The sequence below is a fragment of the Klebsiella oxytoca NBRC 105695 genome, assembly GCF_001598695.1.
GTDB classification, from domain to species: Bacteria; Pseudomonadota; Gammaproteobacteria; order Enterobacterales; family Enterobacteriaceae; genus Klebsiella; species Klebsiella oxytoca.
Genome location: NZ_BCZK01000006.1, coordinates 115,227 through 140,611, shown reverse-complemented (window position 1 = coordinate 140,611; position 25,385 = coordinate 115,227). Strand labels below are relative to the sequence as shown.

Annotated in this window: 28 protein-coding genes; 17 read left to right on the top strand and 11 right to left on the bottom strand. The window is 56.8% G+C overall.

Annotation, left to right across the window (positions count from 1 at the left end; translation table 11 throughout):
• Positions 1-171: 171 nt before the first annotated feature.
• A complete protein-coding gene (locus KO1_RS12335) occupies positions 172-1,407 on the top strand; it encodes an MFS transporter (protein WP_064406936.1) in 1,236 nt (411 codons plus the stop codon).
• Positions 1,408-1,454: 47 nt separating this feature from the next.
• Here the strand turns inward: KO1_RS12335 and KO1_RS12330 are convergent, their stop codons facing one another.
• Both KO1_RS12330 and KO1_RS12325 read right to left on the bottom strand, forming a co-directional pair.
• Positions 1,455-2,270, bottom strand: coding sequence for a Cof-type HAD-IIB family hydrolase (locus tag KO1_RS12330; RefSeq protein WP_016808087.1), 816 nt, complete (start codon positions 2,268-2,270; stop codon positions 1,455-1,457).
• Positions 2,270-3,472, bottom strand: a complete 1,203-nt coding sequence (locus KO1_RS12325) for an MFS transporter (RefSeq protein WP_017146224.1) — start codon at positions 3,470-3,472, stop codon at positions 2,270-2,272. The genes KO1_RS12330 and KO1_RS12325 overlap by 1 nt, the downstream gene beginning before the upstream one ends.
• A 181-nt stretch (positions 3,473-3,653) precedes the next feature.
• Here KO1_RS12325 and KO1_RS12320 point away from each other — a divergent pair, with 181 nt between their 5' ends.
• Complete coding sequence (locus KO1_RS12320) at positions 3,654-4,196, top strand: TetR/AcrR family transcriptional regulator (protein ID WP_023320629.1); 543 nt, start codon at positions 3,654-3,656, stop codon at positions 4,194-4,196.
• 158 nt (positions 4,197-4,354) lie between these two features.
• Here KO1_RS12320 and KO1_RS12315 read toward each other — a convergent pair whose 3' ends face one another.
• On the bottom strand, positions 4,355-6,040 hold the full coding sequence (locus tag KO1_RS12315) for an aspartate:alanine antiporter (protein WP_004100564.1): 1,686 nt from the start codon (positions 6,038-6,040) through the stop codon (positions 4,355-4,357).
• A gap of 267 nt (positions 6,041-6,307) precedes the next feature.
• On the opposite strand from KO1_RS12315, the gene ybjM reads away from it, so the two are divergent.
• A complete protein-coding gene (gene ybjM, locus KO1_RS12310) occupies positions 6,308-6,691 on the top strand; it encodes an inner membrane protein YbjM (RefSeq protein WP_032727985.1) in 384 nt (127 codons plus the stop codon).
• Between the two features lie 6 nt (positions 6,692-6,697).
• Here ybjM and KO1_RS12305 read toward each other — a convergent pair whose 3' ends face one another.
• On the bottom strand, positions 6,698-6,961 hold the full coding sequence (locus KO1_RS12305; RefSeq protein ID WP_064406935.1) for a GrxA family glutaredoxin: 264 nt from the start codon (positions 6,959-6,961) through the stop codon (positions 6,698-6,700).
• A 203-nt stretch (positions 6,962-7,164) separates the two neighbouring features.
• Between KO1_RS12305 and KO1_RS12300 the strand changes: the two genes are divergently transcribed.
• The 12 genes from KO1_RS12300 (at position 7,165) to KO1_RS12245 (ending at position 18,235) form a co-directional block, all read left to right on the top strand.
• The gene (locus KO1_RS12300) at positions 7,165-7,455 is read left to right on the top strand and encodes a YbjC family protein (protein ID WP_004100569.1); all 291 of its coding nucleotides are present in this window, start codon (positions 7,165-7,167) and stop codon (positions 7,453-7,455) included.
• Positions 7,439-8,161: a nitroreductase NfsA gene (gene nfsA, locus KO1_RS12295; RefSeq protein WP_016808084.1), complete on the top strand. Its 723-nt coding sequence runs from the start codon at positions 7,439-7,441 to the stop codon at positions 8,159-8,161. The genes KO1_RS12300 and nfsA overlap by 17 nt, the downstream gene beginning before the upstream one ends.
• A gap of 116 nt (positions 8,162-8,277) precedes the next feature.
• Positions 8,278-9,180 (top strand): 30S ribosomal protein S6--L-glutamate ligase, encoded by a 903-nt coding sequence (gene rimK / locus KO1_RS12290; RefSeq protein WP_004100575.1) that lies wholly within the window; start codon positions 8,278-8,280, stop codon positions 9,178-9,180.
• Positions 9,181-9,269: 89 nt separating this feature from the next.
• Positions 9,270-9,749: a type III secretion system chaperone family protein gene (locus KO1_RS12285; protein WP_004100577.1), complete on the top strand. Its 480-nt coding sequence runs from the start codon at positions 9,270-9,272 to the stop codon at positions 9,747-9,749.
• Between the two features lie 348 nt (positions 9,750-10,097).
• The gene (gene potF / locus KO1_RS12280) at positions 10,098-11,210 is read left to right on the top strand and encodes a spermidine/putrescine ABC transporter substrate-binding protein PotF (RefSeq protein ID WP_016808083.1); all 1,113 of its coding nucleotides are present in this window, start codon (positions 10,098-10,100) and stop codon (positions 11,208-11,210) included.
• 102 nt (positions 11,211-11,312) lie between these two features.
• Entirely contained in the window at positions 11,313-12,446 is a 1,134-nt protein-coding gene (gene potG / locus KO1_RS12275; protein WP_004134592.1) for a putrescine ABC transporter ATP-binding subunit PotG, read from the top strand.
• A gap of 10 nt (positions 12,447-12,456) precedes the next feature.
• Entirely contained in the window at positions 12,457-13,410 is a 954-nt protein-coding gene (potH, locus tag KO1_RS12270) for a putrescine ABC transporter permease PotH (RefSeq protein ID WP_004100583.1), read from the top strand.
• Entirely contained in the window at positions 13,407-14,252 is an 846-nt protein-coding gene (potI, locus tag KO1_RS12265; protein ID WP_004100585.1) for a putrescine ABC transporter permease PotI, read from the top strand. The genes potH and potI overlap by 4 nt, the downstream gene beginning before the upstream one ends.
• Positions 14,253-14,309: 57 nt before the next feature.
• The gene (locus tag KO1_RS12260; RefSeq protein WP_004100588.1) at positions 14,310-14,798 is read left to right on the top strand and encodes a YbjO family protein; all 489 of its coding nucleotides are present in this window, start codon (positions 14,310-14,312) and stop codon (positions 14,796-14,798) included.
• Positions 14,799-14,840: 42 nt separating this feature from the next.
• On the top strand, positions 14,841-15,971 hold the full coding sequence (rlmC, locus tag KO1_RS12255; protein ID WP_064406934.1) for a 23S rRNA (uracil(747)-C(5))-methyltransferase RlmC: 1,131 nt from the start codon (positions 14,841-14,843) through the stop codon (positions 15,969-15,971).
• Positions 15,972-16,049: 78 nt separating this feature from the next.
• Positions 16,050-16,766 (top strand): response regulator transcription factor, encoded by a 717-nt coding sequence (locus tag KO1_RS12250; protein ID WP_064406940.1) that lies wholly within the window; start codon positions 16,050-16,052, stop codon positions 16,764-16,766.
• On the top strand, positions 16,763-18,235 hold the full coding sequence (locus tag KO1_RS12245) for a sensor histidine kinase (protein WP_004100593.1): 1,473 nt from the start codon (positions 16,763-16,765) through the stop codon (positions 18,233-18,235). Before KO1_RS12250 ends, KO1_RS12245 begins: the two co-directional genes overlap by 4 nt.
• Positions 18,236-18,451: 216 nt before the next feature.
• Here the strand turns inward: KO1_RS12245 and artJ are convergent, their stop codons facing one another.
• The 6 genes from artJ to KO1_RS12215 form a co-directional block, all read right to left on the bottom strand.
• On the bottom strand, positions 18,452-19,183 hold the full coding sequence (gene artJ / locus KO1_RS12240; protein ID WP_017146217.1) for an arginine ABC transporter substrate-binding protein ArtJ: 732 nt from the start codon (positions 19,181-19,183) through the stop codon (positions 18,452-18,454).
• Positions 19,184-19,355: 172 nt separating this feature from the next.
• Positions 19,356-20,024, bottom strand: coding sequence for an arginine ABC transporter permease ArtM (gene artM / locus KO1_RS12235; RefSeq protein ID WP_004100597.1), 669 nt, complete (start codon positions 20,022-20,024; stop codon positions 19,356-19,358).
• Positions 20,024-20,740 carry an arginine ABC transporter permease ArtQ gene (gene artQ, locus KO1_RS12230; RefSeq protein ID WP_004100599.1) on the bottom strand — a complete coding sequence of 239 codons (717 nt, stop codon included), beginning with the start codon at positions 20,738-20,740 and terminating at the stop codon, positions 20,024-20,026. The genes artM and artQ overlap by 1 nt, the downstream gene beginning before the upstream one ends.
• 6 nt (positions 20,741-20,746) lie before the next feature.
• Positions 20,747-21,478, bottom strand: a complete 732-nt coding sequence (gene artI, locus KO1_RS12225) for an arginine ABC transporter substrate-binding protein ArtI (protein ID WP_004111833.1) — start codon at positions 21,476-21,478, stop codon at positions 20,747-20,749.
• Between the two features lie 19 nt (positions 21,479-21,497).
• Complete coding sequence (gene artP, locus KO1_RS12220) at positions 21,498-22,226, bottom strand: arginine ABC transporter ATP-binding protein ArtP (RefSeq protein WP_004100602.1); 729 nt, start codon at positions 22,224-22,226, stop codon at positions 21,498-21,500.
• Between the two features lie 324 nt (positions 22,227-22,550).
• Entirely contained in the window at positions 22,551-23,066 is a 516-nt protein-coding gene (locus KO1_RS12215; RefSeq protein ID WP_004100604.1) for a lipoprotein, read from the bottom strand.
• A gap of 117 nt (positions 23,067-23,183) precedes the next feature.
• Here KO1_RS12215 and KO1_RS12210 point away from each other — a divergent pair, with 117 nt between their 5' ends.
• Both KO1_RS12210 and KO1_RS12205 read left to right on the top strand, forming a co-directional pair.
• Entirely contained in the window at positions 23,184-23,507 is a 324-nt protein-coding gene (locus KO1_RS12210) for a heavy metal-binding domain-containing protein (protein ID WP_004100606.1), read from the top strand.
• Entirely contained in the window at positions 23,504-24,334 is an 831-nt protein-coding gene (locus KO1_RS12205) for an N-acetylmuramoyl-L-alanine amidase (protein WP_024273963.1), read from the top strand. Before KO1_RS12210 ends, KO1_RS12205 begins: the two co-directional genes overlap by 4 nt.
• Here KO1_RS12205 and KO1_RS12200 read toward each other — a convergent pair.
• Positions 24,331-25,344, bottom strand: coding sequence for a 3-beta-hydroxysteroid dehydrogenase (locus KO1_RS12200; protein WP_004100611.1), 1,014 nt, complete (start codon positions 25,342-25,344; stop codon positions 24,331-24,333). The two genes, KO1_RS12205 and KO1_RS12200, sit on opposite strands and share 4 nt — an antisense overlap.
• Between the last annotated feature and the right edge of the window lie 41 nt (positions 25,345-25,385).

The following is a 25,385-nucleotide window of genomic DNA, read 5'->3' as shown; positions in this document are numbered from 1 at the left end:
AGTGTGTAATCTAATTGAAACATAAACGAAATACATACAGCGGGATTTTTTATTCGCTGGTGGCGAAGAGGTTGCAGAATGGCGATATTTTTCGTCATCGCTCACAATTCGCTATCTCCCCGGCACGACTTTCATTAAACTTTGCGCGGTTTTATTTAAATAAGAGATTTCATGCACAATTCTTCACTTTCAGGCAAACGCCTCGGACGTCAGGCGCTGCTCTTTCCGCTGTGCCTGGTGTTATACGAATTCGCCACCTATATCGGCAATGATATGATCCAGCCGGGCATGCTCTCGGTCGTGGAAGAGTTTGGCGTTGGCAATGAATGGGTTCCGACCTCCATGACCGCCTATCTCGCCGGCGGTATGTTTTTACAGTGGCTGCTGGGCCCGCTTTCGGACCGCATCGGCCGCCGTCCGGTCATGCTGACCGGGGTGGTGTGGTTTATCGTGACCTGCCTGGCGACGCTGCTGGCGCAAACTATTGAGCAGTTCACGCTGCTGCGCTTTTTGCAGGGTATCAGCCTGTGCTTTATTGGCGCGGTTGGCTATGCGGCGATACAGGAGTCTTTTGAAGAGGCGGTATGCATCAAGATCACCGCCTTAATGGCCAACGTCGCGCTGATTGCGCCGCTGCTTGGGCCGCTGGTGGGCGCGGCCTGGGTACATATCCTGCCGTGGGAGATGATGTTTGTCCTGTTTGCCGTACTGGCCGCTATCGCCTTCTTCGGGCTACAGCGGGCGATGCCGGAAACCGCCACCCGCATGGGCGAGAAACTATCGGTCAAAGAGCTGGGGCGTGATTATCGTGAAGTGCTGAAAAACCTGCGCTTTGTCGCCGGCGCGCTGGCCACCGGTTTTGTCAGCCTGCCGCTGCTGGCGTGGATAGCCCAGTCGCCGGTGATTATCATTAGCGGCGAGCAGGCGACCAGCTACGAATATGGCTTGCTGCAGGTGCCAATCTTTGGCGCGTTGATCGCCGGTAACCTGGTGCTGGCGCGCCAGACTTCCCGCAAAACGGTGCGTTCGTTGATTATCCTCGGCGGCTGGCCAATTATGCTTGGCCTGCTGATCTCCGCCGTCGCTACGGTCGCCTCGACGCACGCTTATTTGTGGATGACCGCCGGGCTGAGCGTTTACGCCTTCGGCATTGGGCTTGCTAACGCCGGGCTGGTGCGCCTGACGCTGTTTGCCAGCGAAATGAGCAAGGGGACGGTATCGGCGGCGATGGGGATGCTGCAAATGCTGATCTTTACCGTGGGTATTGAAGTGAGCAAGCACGCCTATGAGTCTGGCGGCAGCGGACTCTTCAGTTTGCTGAATTTGCTTAGCGGGGTGTTCTGGCTGGCGATGACGGTCTACTTCCTGAAGGACAAACGCGTAGGCAGCTCCCTCGAACCGCAGTAACTCTCCAATGACCTGCTGCGACGTTACGCGCCGCAGCAGGCGCTGTCTCAGACGAACGGCGCTTCGCGATTAAGCACTTTATCAATGATATGCAGTACGCCCTCTTCGTTATTGTGCGGCGCACGATAGCCAGCAACGGCCTTCACCGGCGCGGCGGCGTTGGCCATCGCGTAACCGAATCCGGCATGCTGCAGCATTTCAATATCGTTGCCGCTATCGCCAAAGGCGACCACTTCATGATTCTCGATCCCCCAGCGCTCCTGCAGGATGCGCAGGCCGTTAGCCTTGTGTACCCCAGGAATAATCAGGTCAATGCTGCCGTAGCCGGTAGCGACTGCGGTTACCATATCGCCAAGCGCGGCGTGCAGCTTCGGCTGTATCTCAGGGATCAGCTGGTCCGGGACGTTGAGGCCAAATTTCAGAATCGCATCATCAGCAATATGATTAAAGTCGTCGACCAGTTCGAGGCGATGATAGTACTTCGCCGCGACCGCTTTCAGCTCATCATTATACTGGTTGAGGGTATAAGCGCTGCGCTTACCGCAGGCGATGATTTCAATGTTGGTCAGCGTCTGGAGATGATCGATGACGGTATTGAAATGTTCCTGCGGCATCCGGCAGTTAAATACATCTTCTCCGGCGCTGACCACCCAGCCGCCGTTTTCGGCGACAAAGGCGATCTCGTGCGCTACCTCCGGGAAGAAGGAGATAAGCTGGTAATACTGGTTGCCGCTGGCGACGACGAAGCGGATGCCCTGCTCGCGCATCCGCTGATACTGGGCGAGGAAGCGCTGACGGTTATAGGTTTTGGCATCGCTCAGAAAGGTGCCATCCATGTCTACCGCAATCAATTTGATGCTCATTAACTATTCTCCATCACGGGTTCAGAGTGTGGCTTCGCAACCGCCCGGGCGACGATGGCCGCGACCAGCACCAATGCCAGCACTACCATCATGGCGCTACGCAGGCCGAAGTGCTCGCCGAGGAAGCCCAGCAGCGGCGGCCCGACGAGGAAGGCGAGGTAGCCGGTGATCGCCACCACGCTGACGCGCTTCGGCGCATCCGGGCCAGTGTCGCTGGCGGCGGAAATGGTCAGCGGGAAGCCGAGCGATGCGCCGAGGCCCCATAATAGTACCGAGAGGCCGGCGACCCACGGGTTATCGACAAAAATAATCAGGCCAATGCCCAGCGCGCCCATGACCGCGCTGGCGCGAACCACAGTCACCCGGCTGTAGCGGTCAATAAACCAACCGCCGGTAAAACGGCCGAGGGTCATACCGAGGGTGAAGCCCGCGTAAATCAGCGACCCGGAAGTCGGGCTGAAGCCGTGGCCGTCCACCATCAGCAGCGGCAGCCAGTCGTTGGCGGAACCCTCGGCAAAGGCCATGGCCAGGACGATGACGCCAATCAGCAGCAACTGAGCATCTCGCCAAATCGGCAGGCCTTTGCCTTCATGGCGCGCCGCTTCCGCTGCATTCTTGCCTGTACCTTCCGGAATTGCGCGAATGGCGATAGCGATGGGGGCGACAGCCACCAGCGCCGCCAGCAGAATGTGCGGCGCGGCGGGCAGGCCGAAGCCGGTGACCGCCATGCCTATTCCGGCGCCGACGAGCGTGCCGAAGCTGTAGAAACCATGCATCATCGGCAGCACGGTTTTATTCATTTCGCGTTCAACGGCGGCGCCTTCAACGTTAATCGCCACTTCCGCTGAGCCAAAGCTGGCGCCGAAGATGGCTAAGCCAACAGCAAACAGCACCGCCGAGGTAAACCATAGCGCGGCGCTGAGGACCAGCATGCCGACCACCGCGCAGGACATGGTGGTACGAATCACTTTTCGGGTGCCGAATCGATTGACCAGCCACGCTGAGCAGAGGATACCGCTCATCGAACCTATTGATAGTCCAAATAATACAATCCCCATTTCCGCCGTCGAGAGCGCGAGCAGATCGCGAATCGCCGGCGTGCGGGTCGCCCATGAGGCCATGAGTAATCCAGGGATAAAAAAGAACATGAAGAGCGCCCACAGCCTTAGCTGAAGGGCTCTGCGGGAGGTTTGCGCTGTCATCCGTAAATGCCCGAGAGTGGAGAGATGCAGACAACAGTAGCAAGGTTGTGTACATTTGTACATCCAGGCTGCTTGCTGAAGAATGTTTTTTTATTGACCTCTATGATTCGATTCAGCCTGAGGAATGCGCCCAGCATCCGCTAAGGGATTAAGCGCCTATTTAAATGAGAGAGGAACACTGATGGCCCGTCGACCAAACGACCCGCAGCGTCGGGAGCGGATTTTGCAGGCGACGCTGGACACGATCGCGATACACGGCATCCACGCGGTCACGCATCGGAAAATCGCCACCTGTGCGGGCGTACCTTTGGGCTCGCTGACCTACTATTTCAGCGGTATCGAGGCGCTGGTCGAAGAAGCGTTCAGCCTGTTTACCGGCCAGATGTCGGCGCAGTATCAGCTGTTTTTTGCCGATGTGCATAGCCGCGAAGAGGCCTGTGACGCGATTGCCGAGCTGATATTTAGCGCCCAGGTGACCACCGCGCGCAATATGGAGCTGATGTATCAGCTGTATGCTTTTTGCAGCAGCAAGCCAAATTTAAAAGCAGTCATGCAAAACTGGATGCTGCGCAGCCAGCAGACTCTGGAACAGTGGTTTGAACCAGCAACGGCCCGCGGGCTTGACGCCTTTATCGAGGGTATGACGCTGCACTTCGTGACCGACAGAGCGCCGCTATCCAGAGAAGCAATTCGACTGATGGTGGGAAGGCTGGCGGGAGAGTGAGCGGGGCGCAGAAAACAAAAAACCCATCAACCTTGAACCTAAGTGGCGGGGTTGATGGGCTCCACAAAATGGGGACATCAAAGAAAAGCAGTGGCACTACTTATGACTGATGCCAGCAAAAAAAGTTCTGCGTATGCGCGTTTTTTTTCTTAAAAAATTCACTGTAGTCCCGGCCAGATGATGACAATCAGCGTACCTGCCAGGGTTAACAATACGTTAGCGATGGCGTAGGTCCCCGCGTATCCCAGCGCCGGAATATTGCTGCGGGCAGTATCGCTGATAATTTCCATCGCCGGCGCGCAGGTACGGGCGCCCATCATGGCGCCGAAGAGCATCGCGCGGTTCATGCGCAGGATGTACGCGCCGAACAGGAAGCAGATAACCACCGGTACCAGGCTGACGATCAGGCCCGCCGCCAGCATCTGACCGCCGACGGCGCCGAGGCCGTTGTTAATCCCGGCGCCCGCGCTGAGCCCCACGCCGGCCATAAATACCATCAGGCCGAACTCTTTCACCATATTCAGCGCGCCCTGAGGGATGTAGCCGAACGTCGGATGGTTGGCGCGCAGGAAGCCGAGCATAATGCCGGCAAACAGCAGACCGGCGGCGTTACCGATGCCGAAGCTGAACGAACTGAACTGGAAGGTGATCATGCCGATCATCAGGCCAACGATAAAGAAGGCGCAGAAGGCGAGCAGGTCGGTCACCTGACTGTGAATGGAGATGAAGCCGATACGATCGGCGACGGTTTTAACGCGACGCGCGTCGCCGCTGACCTGCAGCACATCGCCCTTGTTGAGCACCACGTTATCGTCGATAGGCATTTCGATCTGGCTGCGAATGACGCGGTTTAAGAAGCAGCCGTGGTCGGTCAGCTTCAGCTGCGCCAGGCGACGGCCGACGGCATTGTGGTTTTTGACCACGATCTCTTCGGTGACGATGCGCATATCGAGCAGATCGCGGTCGAAGACCTCTTTGCCGTTACGGAAGCTTGGGTCGAGGCGGGCATGGGCATCCGGGTAGCCCACCAGGGCGATATCATCGCCCATCTGCAGCACCGCATCGCCGTCCGGGTTCGCGAGAATGCCGTTGCGGCGGATGCGCTCAATGTAGCAGCCGGTCTGGCGGTAAATACCCAGCTCGCGCAGATTTTTACCATCAGCCCACGCCACCAGCTCCGGACCGACGCGGTAGGCGCGGATCACCGGCAAATAGACCTTACGCCGGGAGTCGGTATCGAGACCGCGCTCGCGGGCGATTTGCTGGGCGCTGGTCTGCAAATCCTGATGCTGCAGCTTCGGCATATAGCGGGCGCCGACGATCAGGCTGACCAGGCCAATCAGATAGGTCAGCGCATAGCCGAGGCTCAGATGATCGAGCGAAAGGGCGAGCTGATCGCTGGGCATGCCGAAGTGGCGAAGCGTATCCCCGGCGCCGACCAGCACGGGAGTGGACGTCATCGCGCCGGCGAGCATCCCGGCCGTCAGGCCGATATCCCAGCCGAAGAGCTTACCCAGTCCCATGGCGATCAGCATTGCGCTGCCGACCATTACCAGCGCGAGCATCAGGTAATTTTTCCCATCGCGAAAAAAAATAGAAAAAAAGTTGGGTCCCGCTTCTACGCCGACGCAAAAAATAAACAGCATAAAGCCGAGATTGAGGGCGTCAGTGTTAATACTGAAATGCTGCTGCCCTAATAATAGGGAAACCACTAAAACGCCAATAGAATTACCAAGTTGTACCGACCCGAGACGCAGTTTCCCGAGGCAGAGTCCCAGTGCAAGTACAACGAACAATAACAGGATGTAATTCCCGTTTAACAAATCTGCGACGTTTATATTCACGAAAGCCAACTTCTCATTTACTAGTAAGTTGTTGAAGGAAATGGTTATTTGGTCTAAGGTTGGTCCAGTGTTCGCGTTGTCCCGAACGCTATTCTGGCATCCCGTTATAACCAGCAAAATATAGTCGATAGTTTAATCTTTCCTGGGGGCTGCGGCTAGCAACAATCGTTATTACCTTGACGGGATCTTTTATTGGCATGGATTGCCAGAATCTTTATCTGACTGGGCGAAGTGGAAGTTGGTTAGAGGCAAAATCAGGAGGATGTCGTGAAATCTGAGCGTGCTTGGGCCGGTATTATCTGTGGGTTCTTTCTATTTATCGTGGTTTGCTTATCGCTGCTGTTACATATGAAAGGCGCCTTTCGGGCTACCGGTAACCCTGAGCTCGGGCTGCTGTTCTTTTTGCTACCCGGTGCGGCGGCAAGCTGCCTCTCCCCGGGTCAGCGGGTGCTGCGTCCGCTTATCGGCGCTATGCTGGCTGCGCCTATTTGTCTGGTCGTCATGCGGTTATTCTTCGTCACTCAACGATCTTTCTGGCAGGAACTGGCGTGGCTATTTAGCGCGGTGTTCTGGTGCGCGCTGGGCGCGCTGTGCTTTTTATTTATTTGCGCCTGGCTTGATACCAGACGCAAGCCCTCGTCAGAGAAGTGAGTCGTCTCAGGCAAACAGACCGAGATTCTCTTTCGCCCAGGCTTCAAAGTCGGTGCAGCCGCCAATGTGCTTCTGATCGACAAAAATCTGCGGTACGGTTTCAACCGGTTTACCCACGGTTTTCTCCAGATCGGCTTTGCTGATGCCTTCAGCGTGGATATCAATGTAGCGATAGTTAAAATCATCGCGCTCGTTGCTCAGTTTTTCCGCCAGTTCTTTGGCGCGAATGCAATATGGGCAACCTGGACGACCAAAAATTACCGTAAACATACTCTCTCTCCTTAAACCTCAGCCGGATGGCGAATGGGGCGTATCATGCCGCGTTATGGCGACGAGGAAAAGAAGGTTCTGCCTTTTGCTTTGATGGCTTAAGGCTATGTTTGTTAAATATTCTGCTGATGAAACCGCTATACTCCCTCTGATACGCGACTTTTTTACCCGGTTGCGTGATTGCTTTGGACCGGAGGAGCGTTATGCGATCGCCCGCAGCATTACCCAAAAGCGTTCTGGTAGTTGAGTTTATCGGCATGGTGCTGTTGACCCTGGCCTGGCTCTCGCTTAATCAGTACGTCAGCCTGCCTGCGCCGTTTTCCAGCCCGACAGCGGCGCTACTGATGATCTTCGCGGGGATCCTGCTGATGCTTCCGGCCGCCGTGGCGTTAATCTGGCGTGTGGCGAAAGTTGTTGCCCCGCAGTTGACGCAAACGAAAAATTCCCCTTCATCATTGCCTGACAGAGAAAAACGAGATGACGCCGACCATTGAGCTGCTGCGTAGCCACCGTTCTATTCGCCATTTTACCGACGCGCCGATCAGCGAAGAACAGCGCGCCGCAATTATCGCCAGCGCGCAGGGAGCCTCCAGCTCCAGTTTTTTACAATGTACCTCAATTATTCGCGTTACCGACCCGGAAATACGTCAACAGCTGGTGCCGCTGAGCGGCGGACAGCAGCACGTGGCGCAGGCTGCGGAATTCTGGGTATTCTGCCCTGATTTTAACCGCAATCTGCAAATCTGCCCGGACGCTCAGCTGGGGCTCGCCGAACAGCTCCTGCTGGGCTGCGTCGACACCGCGATTATGGCGCAGAATGCGCTGGTGGCGGCGGAATCTCTTGGCCTGGGCGGCGTCTATATCGGCGGGCTGCGTAACAATATTGATGCGGTGACCCAGCTGCTGAAGCTCCCACAGCACGTAATGCCGCTGTTTGGCCTGTGCCTTGGCTGGCCTGACGATAATCCGGAAGTGAAACCGCGCATGCCGTCGGCGATGCTGGTTCATGAAAATCACTATCAGCCGCTGGATGAGACGGTCCTTGCTGAATATGACGAGCAGTTGGAGCACTATTATCTCTCTCGCGGCAGCAACACGCGTCGCGATACCTGGAGCGACCATATCCGCCGGACTATCGTCAAAGAAAGCCGGCCATTTATTCTGGAATATCTGCATAAGCAGGGATGGGCTACGCGCTGATTGCGTGTAAACTGCACCCGGTCTGACGCAAGGAAATTCCGCAGGTCAGCGCTAATTTAAAACGTTGTTTGCTACTCAGAGGCCCGCCAGAGCGGGTCTTTTCGCAGAGGTGCAGGGTGAAAATTGCCATATTATCCCGGGATGGAACGCTTTATTCATGTCGACGCCTGCGCGAAGCCGCGCAAAAACGCGGTCATCAGGTGGAAATCCTCGATCCGCTTTCCTGCTATATGAACGTCAGCCCGGTGGCCTCGTCAATTCACTATAAAGGCCGCCAGCTCCCGCATTTTGACGCCGTGATCCCGCGTATCGGCACGGCGATCACCTACTACGGCACCGCGGCGCTGCGTCAGTTTGAGCTGCTCGGCAGCTATCCGCTGAATGAATCGGTAGCCATCACGCGCGCCCGCGACAAGCTGCGTTCGCTCCAGCTGCTGGCGCGCCAGGGCATCGACCTGCCGCTCACCGGTATTGCCCACTCGCCGGACGACACCAGCGATCTGATCGCCATGGTTGGCGGCGCGCCGCTGGTGGTCAAGCTGGTGGAGGGGACGCAGGGGATCGGCGTTGTGCTGGCCGAAACGCGCCAGGCGGCAGAGAGCGTCATTGACGCTTTTCGCGGCCTGAATGCGCATATTCTGGTTCAGGAGTATATCGCCGAGGCGAAAGGCCGGGACGTGCGCTGCCTCGTGGTGGGTAATGAAGTGGTCGCGGCGATTGAGCGGCGGGCCAAGGAGGGCGATTTTCGCTCCAACCTGCATCGCGGCGGCGTAGCCTCGGTGGCGCTTATCAGCGAGCAGGAGCGTGAAATGGCCATTAAGGCGGCGCAAACGCTCGGGCTGGACGTGGCGGGCGTGGATATACTGCGCGCCACGCGCGGACCGCTGGTGATGGAAGTGAACGCTTCTCCGGGGCTGGAGGGGGTTGAAACCACCACCGGCGTCGATATTGCCGGCAAGATGATCGCCTGGATTGAACGACAAGCGACGCCCGGATTTTGTCTGAAAATGGGGGGATAGCTGCCTTTCGCGACACTGTCATGGAATACGGCGCTTTTTTTGCGTAAGCTATGGCGTCGCATTTTTCACAGTAAGAGGTCACAGGTCATATGGATTCACTGGTCGTTCCGGGTCTTGATACGTTACGTCAATGGCTCGACGAATTGGGCATCAGCTTTTTTGAGTGTGATTCCTGCCAGGCACTGCACCTGCCGCATATGCAAAATTTCGAAGGCATTTTTGATGCCAAACTTGACCTGGTTGATAACGTGGTGCTTTTCTCCGCGCTGGCTGAGGTGAAACCCTCCGCGCTCCTGCCGCTTTCCGCCGATCTTTCTGCGATTAACGCCAGCTCGTTGACGGTGAAAGCTTTCCTCGATATTCAGGATGATAATCTGCCGAAACTGGTGGTTTGCCAGGCGTTGACCGTCGGCGTCGGCGTGACGATCGATCAGTTTGCATGGTTTTTCCGCCAGAGCGAAGAACAGATATCGATGGTCATCCTTGAAGCCAGCGCTAACCAGGTGCTGTATAAGTCTGAGGAAGAAGAACCGATAGCTGAGAATATTCAGTACCATTTTCTTCACTGAGGCTGGCGAAAAATAGCGCAGTCACTGCCATAGTGGCTGCGTATTACCCGCGATTATTCTGTTGTTAACCTTTCTGTAAAGAATTTTTCACCGCCATTCCGCCGTTTTCGGCTTATCACATAGACCCTTATTGCATAAAAAATTGATAAAAGCCGTTTTTTCTCCTGGGCTATAGCCTCTTATTCTGGCTACAGTTATTCTGACGCTGCTTCCAGTTGCGGGCAACCATTCCGGGAGAGGTCCTCTCTCCTTTTCTTAGGCATTGAAAAAATATGCATGATTATTGCATGCGAACAAGTGCGTATATTCAGCCCGCTTGTTAACGGGCATCGAGAAGGAATAAGAGATATGACCGCCTTTGGTAAAAAATGGTTAACAGGTCTGGTTACGGGTGCGCTGATGGCCGTCTCTGCCGGTTCGCTCGCAGCCGAACAAAAAACCCTGCATGTATATAACTGGTCTGATTATATTGCCCCGGATACGGTGGCGAATTTTGAAAAAGAGACCGGTATTAAAGTGGTGTATGACGTTTTTGACTCCAATGAAGTGCTGGAGGGTAAGCTTATGGCGGGCAGCACCGGATTTGACCTGGTGGTGCCGTCGGCCAGCTTCCTCGAGCGCCAGCTGGCGGCAGGGGTGTTCCAGCCGCTGGATAAGAGCAAGCTCCCCAACTGGAAAAATCTCGATCCGGAAGTGCTGAAGCTGGTCGCGAAGCACGACCCGGACAATAAATACGCGATTCCCTACCTGTGGGCGACAACCGGCATAGGCTATAACATCGATAAAGTGAAAGCCGTGCTGGGCAAAGATGCGCCGCTGGACAGCTGGGATCTGGTGATGAAGCCGGAAAATCTGGAGAAACTGAAAAGCTGCGGCGTCTCCTTCCTTGATGCCCCGGAAGAGATTTTCGCCACCGTGCTGAACTACCTCGGCAAAGATCCTAATAGCACCAAAGCCGATGACTACACTGGCCCGGCAACCGACCTGCTGCTGAAGCTGCGTCCGAATATTCGCTACTTCCACTCTTCGCAGTACATCAACGACCTGGCGAACGGCGATATCTGCGTCGCGATCGGCTGGGCGGGCGACGTATGGCAGGCGGCTAACCGGGCGAAAGAAGCGAAGAACGGGGTCAACGTTTCCTACTTTATCCCGAAAGAGGGCGCGCTGGCGTTCTTTGACGTCTTCGCTATGCCGGCAGATGCGAAAAACAAAGAAGAGGCTTATCAATTCCTGAACTATCTGATGCGTCCGGACGTTATCGCGCATATTAGCGATCATGTCTATTACGCTAACGGCAACAAAGCATCTACGCCGCTGGTCAGCGAAGCGATCCGCAGCAATCCGGCCATCTACCCGCCGGCTGACGTCTTCGCCAAGCTGTTCACCCTGAAAGTCCAGGATCCGAAAATCGATCGCGTGCGTACTCGCGCATGGACGAAGGTGAAAAGCGGTAAGTAATTCTCCGTGAGTTGTAGGCCGGATAAGCGTCGCGCTGCCGGCAACAGGCGCACCGTTATGGTGCGCCTGCACCATGATTTGATTTCTGCCGGAGAACACCCCGTGAATGATGTAATTCCTCGCCCGCAGGCGAAAACCCCCAAAGCGCTGACCCCGCTGCTCGAAATCCGTAATTTAACGAAGTCCTTCGATGGCCAGCACGCCGTCGATGATGTCAATCTCACCATTTATAAAGGCGAAATTTTTGCCCTGCTGGGCGCATCCGGCTGCGGCAAGTCAACCCTGCTGCGCATGCTGGCGGGATTCGAACAGCCTACCGCCGGGCAGATTGTCCTGGATGGCGTCGATCTGGCGCGGGTGCCGCCGTATCAGCGGCCGATTAACATGATGTTTCAGTCCTATGCGCTCTTTCCCCATATGACGGTGGAGCAGAACATCGCCTTTGGCCTCAAGCAGGACAAATTGCCTAAGGCCGAAATCACCAGTCGGGTGCAGGAGATGCTGGCGCTGGTGCATATGCAGGAGTTCGCAAAGCGTAAACCGCATCAGCTCTCCGGCGGTCAGCGTCAACGCGTGGCGCTGGCCCGCAGCCTGGCGAAAAGACCGAAACTGCTGCTGCTTGACGAGCCGATGGGCGCGCTGGATAAGAAGCTGCGCGACAGGATGCAGCTGGAAGTGGTCGATATTCTTGAGCGCGTCGGCGTCACCTGCGTGATGGTGACCCACGATCAGGAAGAGGCGATGACCATGGCGGGGCGTATCGCCATTATGAACCGCGGCAAGTTCGTACAGATCGGCGAGCCGGAGGAAATTTACGAGCACCCAACTACCCGCTACAGCGCGGAGTTTATCGGCTCGGTTAACGTCTTTGAAGGGCTGGTGAAAGAGCGCCAGGAAGATGGCCTGGTGCTGGATTCCCCGGGCCTGACGCATCCGCTGAAGGTCGATCCCGATGCCTCCGTCGTCGATAACGTCCCGGTGTGGGTGGCTCTGCGCCCGGAAAAAATTATGCTCTGCGAGGACCCACCGGCGGACGGCTATAACTTCGCGGTAGGTGAGGTTATCTATATTGCCTATCTCGGTGACCTGTCTATCTACCATGTGCGCCTGAAAAGCGGGCAGATGCTCAGCGCTCAGCTGCAGAACGAGCACCGTTACCGCAAAGGTGCGCCAACCTGGGGCGATGAAGTCCGTTTATGCTGGGACGCCGATAGCTGCGTCGTGCTGACGGTGTGAGGAGAGGGCAATGAGTACATTAGAACCCCCGTCAGGCGTAAACAAACCGGGCGGTTTCGCGCTGTGGCTGGCGCGGCTGCAGATGGCCCACGGGCGCAAGCTGGTGATTGCGCTGCCTTACATATGGCTGATCCTGCTGTTCCTGCTGCCATTTCTGATCGTCTTTAAAATCAGCCTGGCGGAGATGGCGCGGGCGATCCCGCCCTACACCGATCTGCTGGAGTGGGCCGACGGCCAGCTAACGTTAACGCTGAATCTCGGTAATTTCCTGCAGCTTACCGACGATCCTCTCTATTTTGAGGCGTATCTGCAGTCGCTCCAGGTGGCAGGGATCTCGACGTTCTGCTGTCTGTTGCTGGGTTATCCGCTGGCGTGGGCGGTGGCGCACAGTAAGCCATCGACCCGGAATATCCTGCTGCTGCTGGTCATTCTGCCGTCATGGACGTCGTTCCTGATCCGCGTCTATGCCTGGATGGGGCTGCTGAAAAGCAACGGCGTGCTGAACAACTTCCTGCTGTGGCTGGGGGTTATCGACCAGCCTCTGGAGATCCTGCACACCAACCTGGCGGTCTATATCGGTATTGTTTATGCCTATCTGCCGTTTATGGTGCTACCGATTTATACCGCCCTCACGCGCATCGATTACTCGCTGGTTGAGGCGTCGCTGGATCTGGGCGCCCGGCCGCTGAAGACCTTCTTCCAGGTGATCGTCCCGCTCACCAAAGGCGGCATTATTGCCGGGTCGATGCTGGTGTTTATTCCGGCGGTAGGGGAGTTCGTTATCCCGGAACTGCTGGGCGGCCCGGACAGTATTATGATTGGCCGCGTGCTGTGGCAGGAGTTCTTTAACAACCGCGACTGGCCGGTGGCCTCGGCGGTAGCGATAGTGATGCTGCTGTTGCTGATCGTACCGATCATGTGGTTCCACAAGCATCAGCAAAAACAGGTGGGGGAACACGGATGAATAATTTACCGGTAGTCCGTTCGCCGTGGCGAATCGTCATTTTGCTGCTTGGCTTTACCTTTCTGTATGCGCCGATGCTGATGCTGGTAATTTACTCGTTCAACAGCTCAAAGCTGGTGACGGTATGGGCCGGGTGGTCGACGCGCTGGTATCGCGAGCTGTTTCATGACGATGCGATGATGAGCGCGGTAGGCTTAAGCCTGACCATTGCCGCCTGCGCCGCGACGGCGGCGGCGATCCTCGGTACCATTGCCGCAGTGGTAATGGTGCGTTTTGGCCGCTTCCGCGGTTCAAACGGCTTTGCTTTTATGATCACCGCGCCGCTGGTGATGCCCGATGTGATTACCGGCCTGTCGCTGCTGCTGCTGTTTGTCGCGCTGGGGCATTCAATTGGCTGGCCGTCGGATCGCGGCATGCTGACCATCTGGCTGGCGCACGTGACCTTCTGTACCGCGTACGTGGCGGTGGTCATTTCATCGCGCCTGCGTGAGCTGGACCACTCAATCGAGGAGGCGGCGATGGATCTGGGCGCCGCGCCGCTGAAGGTCTTTTTCGTCATTACGCTGCCGATGATTATGCCGGCGGTGGTCTCCGGCTGGCTGCTGGCCTTTACGTTGTCGCTCGACGACCTGGTTATTGCCAGCTTTGTTTCCGGGCCGGGGGCGACGACGCTGCCGATGCTGGTCTTCTCCAGCGTGCGCATGGGGGTTAACCCGGAGATTAATGCCCTGGCAACGTTAATCCTCGGCGTGGTCGGGATTGTTGGTTTTATCGCCTGGTATTTGATGGCCCGCGCGGAAAAGCAGCGGGTGCGCGATATCCAGCGTGCAAGAAGCGGCTGAACCACCTAAAATCTGCAATAGAGTTAACATCGGCGCCGCATTTGTGGCGCCGTTTTCATGGAAGACTTTACGTTGGGATTGTTTACTAAAACGCGTTCGTCTCATGCTCGTCTTAACGTTCCTGCGCTGGTGCAGGTGGCGGCCTTCGCCATTATTTTAATCCGCGGCCTGGATTTGCTGATGATCCTCAACCAGCTTGGCGTTCAGGGAATCGCGGATTTTGTCCATCGCAGCGTGCAGACGTGGGCGCTCACCCTGGTGTTTCTCTCAAGTCTGGTGCTGGTATTTATTGAAATCTGGTGCGCGTTTTCGCTGGTAAAAGGGCGCAACTGGGCGCGTTGGCTGTTCCTGTTGACGCAGATTATCGTGATTGGCTACCTGTGGGCCGCTTCATTGGGCTACGGTTATCCTGAGCTGTTTAGCATTGCCGGTGAATCGAAGCGCGAGATATTTCGTTCTTTGGTGCTGCAAAAGCTGCCGGATCTACTGGTGCTGGCCATGCTGTTTGTTCCGGCCCCGTGCCGACGCTTTTTCCGTTTACAGTAACGGTGATACAATCCCCGCCCCTGTTTTTTTGAAGGTCTTGTTATGCACTGCGCACTCTATGACGCGGGCCGCTGTCGCTCCTGCCAGTGGCTGGAACTGCCGGTATCGCAACAGCTCGCCGATAAAATGGCCGATTTGCGCACGCTTCTCGCCGATGCCCCCGTCGCTGACTGGTGCGCGCCGGTTTGCGGCCCGGAAAGCGGGTTTCGCAACAAAGCGAAAATGGTGGTCAGCGGTAGCGTAGAGCGCCCGCTGCTCGGAATGCTGCACCGTGATGGCTCCCCGGAAGACCTCACCGATTGCCCGCTCTATCCGCCAGGCTTCGCCCCCGTCTTCGCTGCGCTCAAGCCGTTTATCGCTCGCGCCGGACTCACGCCCTATAACGTTGCCCGCAGGCGCGGGGAGCTGAAGTACATTCTGCTGACCGAAAGCCGGCTCGACGGCGGGATGATGCTGCGCTTTGTTCTGCGTTCGGAGACCAAGCTGGCCCAGCTGCGCGCCGCGCTGCCGGCGCTCCAGGCGCAGCTGCCGCAGCTGAAAGTGATTACCGCCAATATTCAGCCGGTGCATATGGCCATCATGGAAGGAGAGCGGGAAATTTTCCTCACCGACCAGCAGGCGCTGGCGGAAAACTTTAACGGCGTGCCGCTATGGATCCGCCCGCAAAGCTTCTTTCAGACCAACCCGGCGGTGGCCAGCCGGCTGTATGCCACCGCTCGCGACTGGGTGCGCCAGCTACCGGTTAATCATATGTGGGATCTCTTTTGCGGCGTTGGCGGCTTTGGTCTGCACTGCGCCACGCCGGAGATGCGCCTGACCGGGATTGAGATCGCCGCTGAGGCCATCGCCTGCGCCAGACAATCGGCGGCGCAGCTCGGACTGCAGAATCTGCATTTCCAGGCGCTCGATTCCACGCAGTTTGCTACCGGCGAAGGCGAAATTCCCGATCTGGTACTGGTGAACCCGCCGCGTCGGGGTATCGGCGACGGACTGTGCGACTATTTAAACCGTATGGCGCCGGATTTTATTATCTACTCCAGCTGCAACGCCCGCACGATGGCGAAAGATATCGCCCGGTTGAATGGCTACCGCATCGCGCGCGTCCAGCTATTCGATATGTTCCCGCATACCGCCCACTATGAGGTGTTGACCCTGCTGGTTCGCGATGTATAAACAAAATGTGAACTCTTCAGCCGGCAAAGATCGGGTAAGCTTGGCTTATCAGAACGTAAGAATAGCGGAGTGCTGCCGGTGGCAAAAAAAATTCTGTTGGTTGAAGATGATGAAGATATCGCTGCGCTGCTGCGCCTGAATCTGCTCGATGAGGGATATCAGATTGTTCACGTAGCGGACGGGGCGCAGGCCCTGCGGCAGCTGGAAAAGGATCTCTGGGATGCGGTGATCCTCGACCTGATGCTGCCGGGCGTTGACGGTCTGGAAATTTGTCGGCGTATTCGTCAGCAAACCCGCTATTTGCCGGTGATTATTATCAGCGCCCGCGCCAGCGAAACCCAGCGGATTCAGGGCCTTGAAATGGGGGCGGATGATTATCTGGCCAAACCCTTTTCGATTCTCGAACTGACCGCCCGGGTCAAAGCGGTGTTTCGTCGCCAGGAGGCGATGGGGCAAAATTTGTTAATGGATGCCGGGCGTATCAATAGCCACGGCTTGAGCATCGATCCTCTATCCCGCGACGTTAAGCTGCGCGGCGAGATGGTGGATCTCACCCCGCGCGAGTTCGATCTTTTATACTATTTTGCTCGTCACCCCGGGGAGGTCTTTTCCCGTCTTGAGCTGCTCGATCGGGTGTGGGGCTATCAGCACGACGGCTATGAGCATACGGTCAATACCCATATCAACCGTCTGCGCACCAAAATTGAGCGTGACCCGGCGGAGCCGGACATCATTTTGACCGTCTGGGGTAAAGGCTATAAATTTGCCGTGGAGCGCAAAGAGGCGCAGCCATGATCCGCCGTCTCAGCCTCAGCCAGCGCCTGGCGCTGGTGTTTACCTCGTTACTGCTGCTTTGTGCGTTAGCCGTTTGCCTGATCCAGCTCTACAGCAGCGCGCAGTACGGCAACGTGATGGTCCAGCGTCTTTCCGCCGGGCTGGCGCAGCAAATCGCCGCTCGCGAGCCGCTGCTGGACGCTCAGGGGCAGGTTGACCGCCGGATGCTGAAACCGCTTTTCGACCGGCTGATGACCTTCAACCCCAGCGTGGAACTGTATCTGCTTTCGCCCGACGGCGAGCTGCTGGCCGACGCCGCGCCGCCCGGTCATATCAAACGCCAGCGCATCGATCTGGCGCCGGTGCAAACGTTCCTTTCCGGCGGCGCGTGGCCGGTATACGGCGATGATCCGCGCAGCCTTGATAAACAAAAAGTATTTAGCGTGGCGCCGCTGCGCCAGGACGGTCAGCTGCGCGGCTATCTCTATATCATTCTGCAGGGCGAAACCTTTAATGAACTGGCGGCAAGCGCCTGGCTGAAAACACTGTCCAGCCTGCTGCTGTGGACTCTGCTGCTGGTGGCCGCTCTCGGCCTGCTGGCGGGACTGCTCGCCTGGCGGTGGGTCACGCGCCCGGTGCGTCAGCTCACCGCGCTGGTGGCTACGAATGAGCAGGACAGCATCCATGCGATTAAGGCGCTGGCGGCGCAAACCCCGGAGGCGAATCCGGGAAACGAAGTCGCCGTACTGCATAACCGCTTTATTGAACTGGCCCGCCAGATTGCCGGGCAGTGGGATCGTCTGGCCGATAGCGACCGTCAGCGGCGAGAGTTCGTTGCCAATATCTCCCATGATTTACGCACGCCGCTCACCTCCTTGCTGGGATATCTGGAAACGTTAAGCCTGAAGGCCGATCGCCTGACGATGGAAGAGAACAAGCAGTATTTGAATATCGCGCTGCGCCAGGGCAATAAAGTGCGCCATCTTTCTCAGCAGCTGTTTGAGCTGGCCCGCCTGGAGCACGGTGGGATTAAGCCGCAGCCGGAAACGTTCGTGCTGGCCGAGCTGGTGCAGGATGTGGCGCAAAAATTCGATCTGCCCGTCGCGACGCGCAATATCGGTTTGCAGCTGGAGCTGGCTGCCGGATTACCGCCGGTCACCGCCGATCTCTCAATGATTGAACGGGTGTTGACCAATTTGCTCGATAACGCCATTCGTCATACGCCGGAGGGGGGGGTTATTCGCCTGGCGGCTCGGCGGGCAGGGCCAGAGATTATCGTCGAGGTGGCCGATAGCGGGCCGGGCATCGCCGGCGAGCTGCGGGCAACCTTGTTTGAACGACCTTCGGTGCTGGAACCTGGCGCGCAAAGCGCATCGAGAGGAGGGTTGGGATTAATGATTGTCCGGCGGATGCTGCAGCTGCACGGCGGCGATATTCGCCTGCTTGAAGCGCCGGCAGGAGCCTGTTTCCAGTTTACCCTGCCGGTTTAAGGTGGCGGATTGGTTGCTCGGGATACAGGTTTAGCGCTGTCTGCTCAACGGTAGCCCGGGGAAGGCGTTTACGCCGCAACCCGGGGAATGCGCCGGGATGGAGACTTTGGCGTGGCTTCTTCCCGGGCCGCGCTGCGCTAGCCCGGGCTACGGGTCCACGGCTGTCTGCGGGCCGGTAGCCCGGACAGGCGCGTCAAGCGCCGCCTCCGGGAGGGTTTACTCCGGGAACCACTGCTTGCTGATTTTATCGTAGGTACCGTCAGCTTTAATCGCCTTCAGCGCGGCGTTCAGTTTTTCCAGCAGCGCTTTGTTATCCGGGCGTACCGCAATGCCGAGGCCGGTACCGAAGTACTGCGCGTCGGTGACCTTCGGCGTTGCCGCGCCCAGCTGCGGGTTGGTTTTCAGCCACTCGTTGACCACGGCGGTATCGCCAAACACCCCATCAATACGGCCATTTTTCAGGTCGATGAACGCATTCTGGTAGCTATCGTAAGCCACGGTTTTCACTTCCGGATGTTTATCCTGGAGGTATTTCTGGTGCGTGGTGCCGTTTTCCATCCCGATGCGCTTGCCTTTCAGATCGGCGAAAGAGTGGAAAGCATCTTTCTTCGAGATAACCAGCGCGGAGTTAGCGTAGTACGGGTCGGTAAACGCCACCTGCTTGCTGCGCTCCGGGGTAATGTCCATGCCGGAGATGACCGCATCATATTTCTTGAATTTGAGCGCCGGGATCAGGCTGTCGAAGGCATGGTTGGTAAAAGTACACTCGGCCTGCATCTGTTTGCACAGCGCGTTGGCCAGGTCGATGTCGAAACCGGCGATTTGGTTATTGGCGTCCATCGATTCAAACGGTGGGTAAGTTGCAGAAACGCCAAAGCTGATTTTTTCTGCGGCAGCGGCGCCAAAGGCGAAAGAACTAAGCAGTGCGGCCAGAACTAACTTTTTCATCGTGGAACTCCCGTCGGTCAATCTTATGTTGTTGTGCCGTGTCAGCGGCTGGCAGTAACAATGCCACTAAATGAATTTATATTCAATAAATATGGATATTTATTTTGGTTTGAATAAAAAAAGACGGGTAATTCAGTGAACTACCCGTCTTGATTTGGCTGGATATGCGTTTTTAATTGCGTCGCTCAAAGGCCAGCGCTTTATGTTCCACCAGACGCATCAGTAGCGTCAGCAGGCCATTGACCACCAGATAAACGATGCCTGCGGCGCCGAACACCATTACATCATAGGTGCGTCCATAGAGCAGCTGGCTGTGGCCCATTACTTCCATCAGGGTAATGGTGTAGGCCAGGGACGTGCTCTTAAACACCAGCACCACTTCATTGGAGTAGGAGGAGAGGGCGCGTTTAAAAGCGTACGGCAGCAGGATCGCCAGCGTATCCTTCTTACTCATCCCCAGCGCGCCGCAGGATTGCCACTGGCCGTCCGGAATGGCGCGGATTGCGCCATAGAACAGCTGGGTGGTATAAGCGGCGCTGTTAAGAGAAAGGGCAATCAGCGCGCAGAGCCAGGGCTCGGAAATCAGATGCCAGAGCAGCGGATACTCCTGCAGCGACGGAAACTGGCCCGGGCCGTAGTAAATCAGGAAGATCTGCACCAGCAGCGGCGTGCCGGTAAACAGCGTGATATAGCCGCGCACGACCCACACCAGCCCCGGGGTTTTTAACGTCAGGATGATGGTGAAGATTAGCGACAAAATCAGCGCCACGACGATCGAGGCCGCGGTCAGCGTCAGGCTGGTATGCAGCCCTTTTAGCAGTTCGGGTAAGTAATCAAGCATCAGCCTGGTCTCCGTTCGAAGCGCGTCGCTCGCTGATCAATACGTTTCAGAATGTACTGACTCAACAGGGTGATGACCAGATAGATTGCTGCCGCGATGATATACCAGTTAAACGGCTCCTGGGTTCGGGTAGCGATACTTTTGGTTTGCAGCATCAGATCGTTGACGCTAATGAGGCTCACCAGTGCGGTATCCTTCAGAAGCACCAGCCACTGGTTGCCGAGGCCCGGCAGCGCGTGGCGCCACATCTGCGGCATCACCAGGCGGAAGAAAATAGCGGCTTTTGATAATCCCAGCGCCTGACCGGATTCCCATTGCCCCTGCGGAACGGCTTTAAGCGCCCCGCGCAGCGTTTGCGATGCGTAAGCGGCATACAGCAGAGAAAGCGCGATAGCCCCACACAGGAACGGGCTGACGTCAAAATTTTCAATCTGCATCTGTACCGGGATCTGCACAATGCCGAGATTAATAGTAAAGCCGTCAGAAAGGGTCAGCAGCAGCTGAGAGGAACCAAAATAGATAAACAGAACTACCAGGATTTCCGGTAGTCCGCGCAAAAGGGTGACAATGCCGGTTGCGAGCCAGGCGACCGGACGCAGCTTCACCGACTCGAGGACGGCAAACAGCATCGCCAGCACCAGACCGATGATCAGGGCGCAAACGGCAAGGCCGACGGTCATCCCGGCGGCGCTTGCTAATGGAAAAAATTCGTTCATTCAGCGTTACTTCTGGAACCATTTGTTATAGATAGACTGGTAAGTCCCATCGCTCTTCACTTTTTCCAGCGCAGCGTTAAATTTCTGCTGCAGCTCGGTATTGCCCTGGCGCAGCGCAATGCCGAGACCGGTGCCGAAGTAGTCTTTATCGGTAACTTTGTCGCCGACTGCTCCCAGCTTCGGATTGCTCTTCAGCCATTCTGTCACCACTGCGGTATCGCCAAACACGGCGTCAATACGGCCGTTCTGCAGGTCCAGCTTCGCATTCTGGTAGCTGTCGTAAGGAACGGTAGTGATTTCCGGATGTTTGTCGGTGATGAATTTCTGGTGAGTGGTGCCGTTCTGCACGCCGACTTTTTTGCCTTTCAGCTGATCGATGCTGGTGAATTTACCCTGCTGGCCGACAAACAGCGCAGAGTTTTCATAGTACGGGGTCGTGAACAGCACCTGCTTTTCACGCTCAGGGGTGATATCCATCCCGGCCATTACCGCGTCGAAACGGCGGAACTTCAGGCTGGGAATCAGGCTGTCGAAAGCCTGATTGGTAAAGGTGCAGGTCGCATCAATCTCTTTACACAGCGCGTTCGCCAGATCGACGTCAAAGCCGACAATTTTGTTATTAGCGTCGATCGATTCAAACGGAGGGTAAGAGGCCTCGGTGGCGAAACGAATGGTCTGGGCAGCGGTAGCGGAGAGGCTCATGCCCGCAAGAAGAGCGGCAATCAGTACTTTTTTCATCGTCATTTCCCCGAAAACATCAATGTGAAAGATAGTTTTTAAACGCGTCGGTCTGCGGATGCGCGAAGCAGCCGGCATCACCTTGTTCAACGATATGGCCGTTTTCCATATACACCACGCGGCTTGCCGTTTTACGCGCCACTTCCACTTCGTGGGTGACGATGACCTGCGTAATGCCGGTTTCAGCCAGTTCGCGGATAATACTGACGATCTGGGCGGTGATTTCTGGATCGAGCGCCGCCGTAGGTTCATCAAACAGCAGAACCTGCGGTTCCATCATCAGGGCGCGGGCAATGGCGACACGCTGCTGCTGGCCGCCGGAAAGATGCAGCGGGTAGCGATCGCTATAGGGTTTCAGGCGCAGACGTTCGAGCAGCTTTTCTGCGCGCGCTAAAGCCTGATCTTTGCTTAAACCGAGCACGCGGCAAGGCGCTTCAATCAGGTTTTGCTGCACGGTCAGATGCGGCCACAGATTGTACTGTTGGAACACCATACCGACGTTCTGGCGCAGCTCGCGGATAGCTTTGTCAGAAGGCGCTTTGGTAAAGTCGAAATGGTTCCCGGCGATGTTCAGCGTGCCGGAACGCGGCATCTCCAGCAGGTTAAGAACGCGCAGCAGCGAGCTTTTTCCGGCACCGCTTGGGCCGAGCAGCACCAGCGTTTCCCCCTGCGGGCAATCCAGCGTGATGTCGAACAGCGCCTGGTGCGCGCCGTAGAAGCAATTAATGCCGTTTAATTTAATGCTCATCTGGGCAGTCTGATACAAATAGCAATTGAGGCCGCAAATAGTACCTTTGGCAGAATAGTTATGCAATATTTATGCGTTAAAAGTTAAATGTAAACCACGTTTACATTTAAAGTTAGCACAAAATATGGCTTCGTGGAGGCGGGGGGAGTAAATGTCGGCAATACCAGAGTAATTACCGACATTTTACCGGGTTATACCCGTCATACTTCAGGCCGCAGAAGCGTTGGCTTTGTTACCCGGCTCAGCCATGAGCCTCGCCTCTACCGGCCCCCGGTCTGCGCCTTGAAGGAGACCGGGGATTCTTTGCCTGGTGCCAGCGGCCGGTTAGCGTTTTTCCAGACTTTGACGCAGGGTGCCTGCCGGCGCATGGCCGTTATTGCCGAGGTAGCGGACGTCATCTACCGCCCAGCACTGGCCTTCCTGAATCATCAGCACTTCATCCTTCCAGCTTTGGGTGCCCTGTTTTAGCTCCACGCGCAGCGGAATGTTGCGCGCATCGCGGTTGGGGATCGTGGAGGCGCTGGCGACCTCGGCGCTGTCGGCCGGGGTACTGCTGCTGGAGAATAGATTAGACTGCAGCAGGGCGTTGTTCGACGGATCCTGACGCGCGTCGTTCAGCAGTTTTGCCAGACCGTCGCTCAGGTACGGACGCAGCGCGGTTAAATCGCTATTGCGATTCTGCAGCTGGTAGTCATAAAACTTCTGCGCCACGTCATCCGGGCCGCCTTCGATGCAGGGGCCGCTACGGGTGCCGTTATCTTTGTAGGCAGGCGTGACGGTAGTACAGGCGCTGAGCGCCAGCGCGCAGGGGAGGACGAGTGCAAGAACTTTGTAGCGCATGATGATTTCCTTATGAGCTCACTACGTTAGAATATCTTTTCAAGCATAGTGTATCAGATAGGGATTGTGCTTGACCCTTAGAGCTAACGCATTGAACGCTAAAGAAGGAGTTTCATCATGCAATTTTCCACTACTCCGACCCTTGAAGGTCAGCCCATCATTGAATACTGCGGCGTCGTCACCGGGGAAGCGATTCTCGGCGCCAACGTATTCCGCGATTTTTTCGCCAGCATTCGCGATATCGTCGGCGGTCGTTCCGGCGCCTATGAAAAAGAGCTGCGCAAGGCCCGCGAAATTGCGTTTGAAGAGCTGAGCGAGCAGGCGAAGGCGCTGGGCGCCAATGCGGTGGTCGGGATTGATATTGACTACGAAACCGTGGGAAAAGACAGCAGTATGCTGATGGTCAGCGTCAGCGGCACCGCGGTGAAGACCCGCCGATGAAACGATGCCGGGCAGGCGTACTGCTGGCGCTGCTGCTGGCGGGCTGCGCCAGCGAAAAAGGTATTATCGATCGCGATGGCTATCAGCTGGATACGCGCCATCCGGCGCAGGCCGCTTATCCGCGCATCAAAGTGCTGGTGATCCACTATACCGCCGATGATTTCGACGTTTCCTTAGCGACGCTGACGGATAATCAGGTGAGCTCTCACTATCTGATCCCGGAGAAACCGCCGCTGCACGGAGGCAAACCGCGAATCTGGCAGCTGGTGCCGGAAGAGGATCTGGCCTGGCATGCGGGGGTCAGCTTCTGGCGCGGCAGCACGCGCATTAACGATACCTCGATTGGCATTGAGCTGGAGAATCGCGGCTGGCAAAAAACGGCGGGGGTGAAAAGCTTTACGCCGTTTAATCCGGCGCAGATTGACGCCCTGATCCCGTTGGCGAAGGACATCATCGCTCGCTATCAGATCCTGCCGCAGAACGTAGTCGCGCATGCCGACATTGCCCCGCAGCGCAAAGACGATCCGGGGCCGCTGTTCCCGTGGCACAGGCTGGCGGAGCAGGGGATTGGCGCATGGCCGGATGCCCGGCGCGTGGCGTTTTATCTGCAGGGGCGTCCGTCATACGAGCCGGTAGACACTGCCGAGCTGCTGGACGTCCTGGCGCGCTACGGCTATCAGGTGACGCCGGAAATGACCCCAGCGCAGCAAAAGCGGGTGATTATGGCTTTCCAGATGCACTTCCGCCCCGCGCGCTGGGACGGCGTTGCCGATGCGCAAACGCTGGCGATGGCTGAAGCGCTGCTGGAAAAGTACGGGCGCGGTTAATAGTGCAGCTTGCCGTGGTCCTTCAACCACGCGGCGGTGCGGATAATCCCTTCATCCATGTTCACCACCGGCTGATAGCCCAGCTCCTGCTGAGCGCGAGAGATATCAAGGGTAAAATCGAAGTTCAGCTTGGAGACACCGTAGTGGGTAAAGGCGGGCTCTTTAGCTGACTTATTGCCAAAGCGCTCCATGCTGCGGGCGATAATATCCAGCATAGGATAGGGAACCGATCGGATGCGGCACTTAATCCCCAGCTCATCGATGAGTTTCAACACGATGCTGTGCAAGGTTTGCGGTTCGCCGTTAGTGATGTTGTACGCCCGGGCCGAGGGCAGAAGGTCGCACTGTGGCTGGCTGGCGAGCCACATCGCGTGCACCGCGTTTTCATAATAGGTCATGTCCACCAGCGCGCTGCCGCCGCGCGGTAACAGAACGCTGCCATAGTGCTGCATCATCTGCGCCAGACGCGGAATAAACACTTTATCATGCGGGCCAAACAGGCTTTGCGGACGCAGGATCGTGAAGCGGGTATTCGGGTTGGCTTGCGCCAGAAGATGGATCACGTCTTCGCTTGCCGCCTTGCTGCGGGCGAATTCGTTGGCGAAACGCTGCGGACGAAAATCTTCCTGAACATCGCGATGATGGTGGTAATCAAAATAGAGCGACGGTGAGGAGATATGTACGAAGTTGCGTACGCCCCAGGCAACCGCCCATTCGCCGAGGCGACGGGTTGCGCGGACGTTGGCTAAATCGAAAGCCTGCTGAGTGCCCCAGGGTGAAGTAAAGCTGGAACAGTGCCACAGGGTATCGATACCGGCGAGCATCACTTTGGCCTGCGAAGAGACCAGCTCGGTTAAGTCCGCAGGGACGAACTCTGCGCCCATTTTGCTCAGAAGCTTGCCCATCGCTTCGTTGCGCCCGGTCGCTCTGACGCTAATGCCCCTGTTACGCAGATATTCCACCGCGTTGCGGCCTAATCCGCTGGTCGCACCGGTAACCAGTACCTTCATATCGATCCACTGTTTAACAAAAGAATTTCGTGCGCATTTTT

What these genes read in the sequence shown, in the direction of transcription:
- KO1_RS12320 (WP_023320629.1), top strand. Translation starts at nt 3,654, where the DNA reads ATGGCCCGTCGACCAAACGACCCGCAGCGTCGGGAGCGGATTTTGCAG.
- nfsA (WP_016808084.1), top strand. Translation starts at nt 7,439, where the DNA reads ATGACGCCGACCATTGAGCTGCTGCGTAGCCACCGTTCTATTCGCCAT.
- potF (WP_016808083.1), top strand. Translation starts at nt 10,098, where the DNA reads ATGACCGCCTTTGGTAAAAAATGGTTAACAGGTCTGGTTACGGGTGCG.
- artI (WP_004111833.1), bottom strand. Translation starts at nt 21,478, where the DNA reads ATGAAAAAAGTACTGATTGCCGCTCTTCTTGCGGGCATGAGCCTCTCC.
- KO1_RS12260 (WP_004100588.1), top strand. Translation starts at nt 14,310, where the DNA reads ATGGAAGACTTTACGTTGGGATTGTTTACTAAAACGCGTTCGTCTCAT.
- KO1_RS12330 (WP_016808087.1), bottom strand. Translation starts at nt 2,270, where the DNA reads ATGAGCATCAAATTGATTGCGGTAGACATGGATGGCACCTTTCTGAGC.
- potI (WP_004100585.1), top strand. Translation starts at nt 13,407, where the DNA reads ATGAATAATTTACCGGTAGTCCGTTCGCCGTGGCGAATCGTCATTTTG.
- KO1_RS12200 (WP_004100611.1), bottom strand. Translation starts at nt 25,344, where the DNA reads ATGAAGGTACTGGTTACCGGTGCGACCAGCGGATTAGGCCGCAACGCG.
- artQ (WP_004100599.1), bottom strand. Translation starts at nt 20,740, where the DNA reads ATGAACGAATTTTTTCCATTAGCAAGCGCCGCCGGGATGACCGTCGGC.
- KO1_RS12205 (WP_024273963.1), top strand. Translation starts at nt 23,504, where the DNA reads ATGAAACGATGCCGGGCAGGCGTACTGCTGGCGCTGCTGCTGGCGGGC.
- KO1_RS12215 (WP_004100604.1), bottom strand. Translation starts at nt 23,066, where the DNA reads ATGCGCTACAAAGTTCTTGCACTCGTCCTCCCCTGCGCGCTGGCGCTC.
- KO1_RS12325 (WP_017146224.1), bottom strand. Translation starts at nt 3,472, where the DNA reads ATGACAGCGCAAACCTCCCGCAGAGCCCTTCAGCTAAGGCTGTGGGCG.
- KO1_RS12210 (WP_004100606.1), top strand. Translation starts at nt 23,184, where the DNA reads ATGCAATTTTCCACTACTCCGACCCTTGAAGGTCAGCCCATCATTGAA.
- KO1_RS12335 (WP_064406936.1), top strand. Translation starts at nt 172, where the DNA reads ATGCACAATTCTTCACTTTCAGGCAAACGCCTCGGACGTCAGGCGCTG.
- KO1_RS12300 (WP_004100569.1), top strand. Translation starts at nt 7,165, where the DNA reads ATGCGATCGCCCGCAGCATTACCCAAAAGCGTTCTGGTAGTTGAGTTT.
- KO1_RS12305 (WP_064406935.1), bottom strand. Translation starts at nt 6,961, where the DNA reads ATGTTTACGGTAATTTTTGGTCGTCCAGGTTGCCCATATTGCATTCGC.
- artP (WP_004100602.1), bottom strand. Translation starts at nt 22,226, where the DNA reads ATGAGCATTAAATTAAACGGCATTAATTGCTTCTACGGCGCGCACCAG.
- rlmC (WP_064406934.1), top strand. Translation starts at nt 14,841, where the DNA reads ATGCACTGCGCACTCTATGACGCGGGCCGCTGTCGCTCCTGCCAGTGG.
- potH (WP_004100583.1), top strand. Translation starts at nt 12,457, where the DNA reads ATGAGTACATTAGAACCCCCGTCAGGCGTAAACAAACCGGGCGGTTTC.
- KO1_RS12245 (WP_004100593.1), top strand. Translation starts at nt 16,763, where the DNA reads ATGATCCGCCGTCTCAGCCTCAGCCAGCGCCTGGCGCTGGTGTTTACC.
- artJ (WP_017146217.1), bottom strand. Translation starts at nt 19,183, where the DNA reads ATGAAAAAGTTAGTTCTGGCCGCACTGCTTAGTTCTTTCGCCTTTGGC.
- artM (WP_004100597.1), bottom strand. Translation starts at nt 20,024, where the DNA reads ATGCTTGATTACTTACCCGAACTGCTAAAAGGGCTGCATACCAGCCTG.
- KO1_RS12285 (WP_004100577.1), top strand. Translation starts at nt 9,270, where the DNA reads ATGGATTCACTGGTCGTTCCGGGTCTTGATACGTTACGTCAATGGCTC.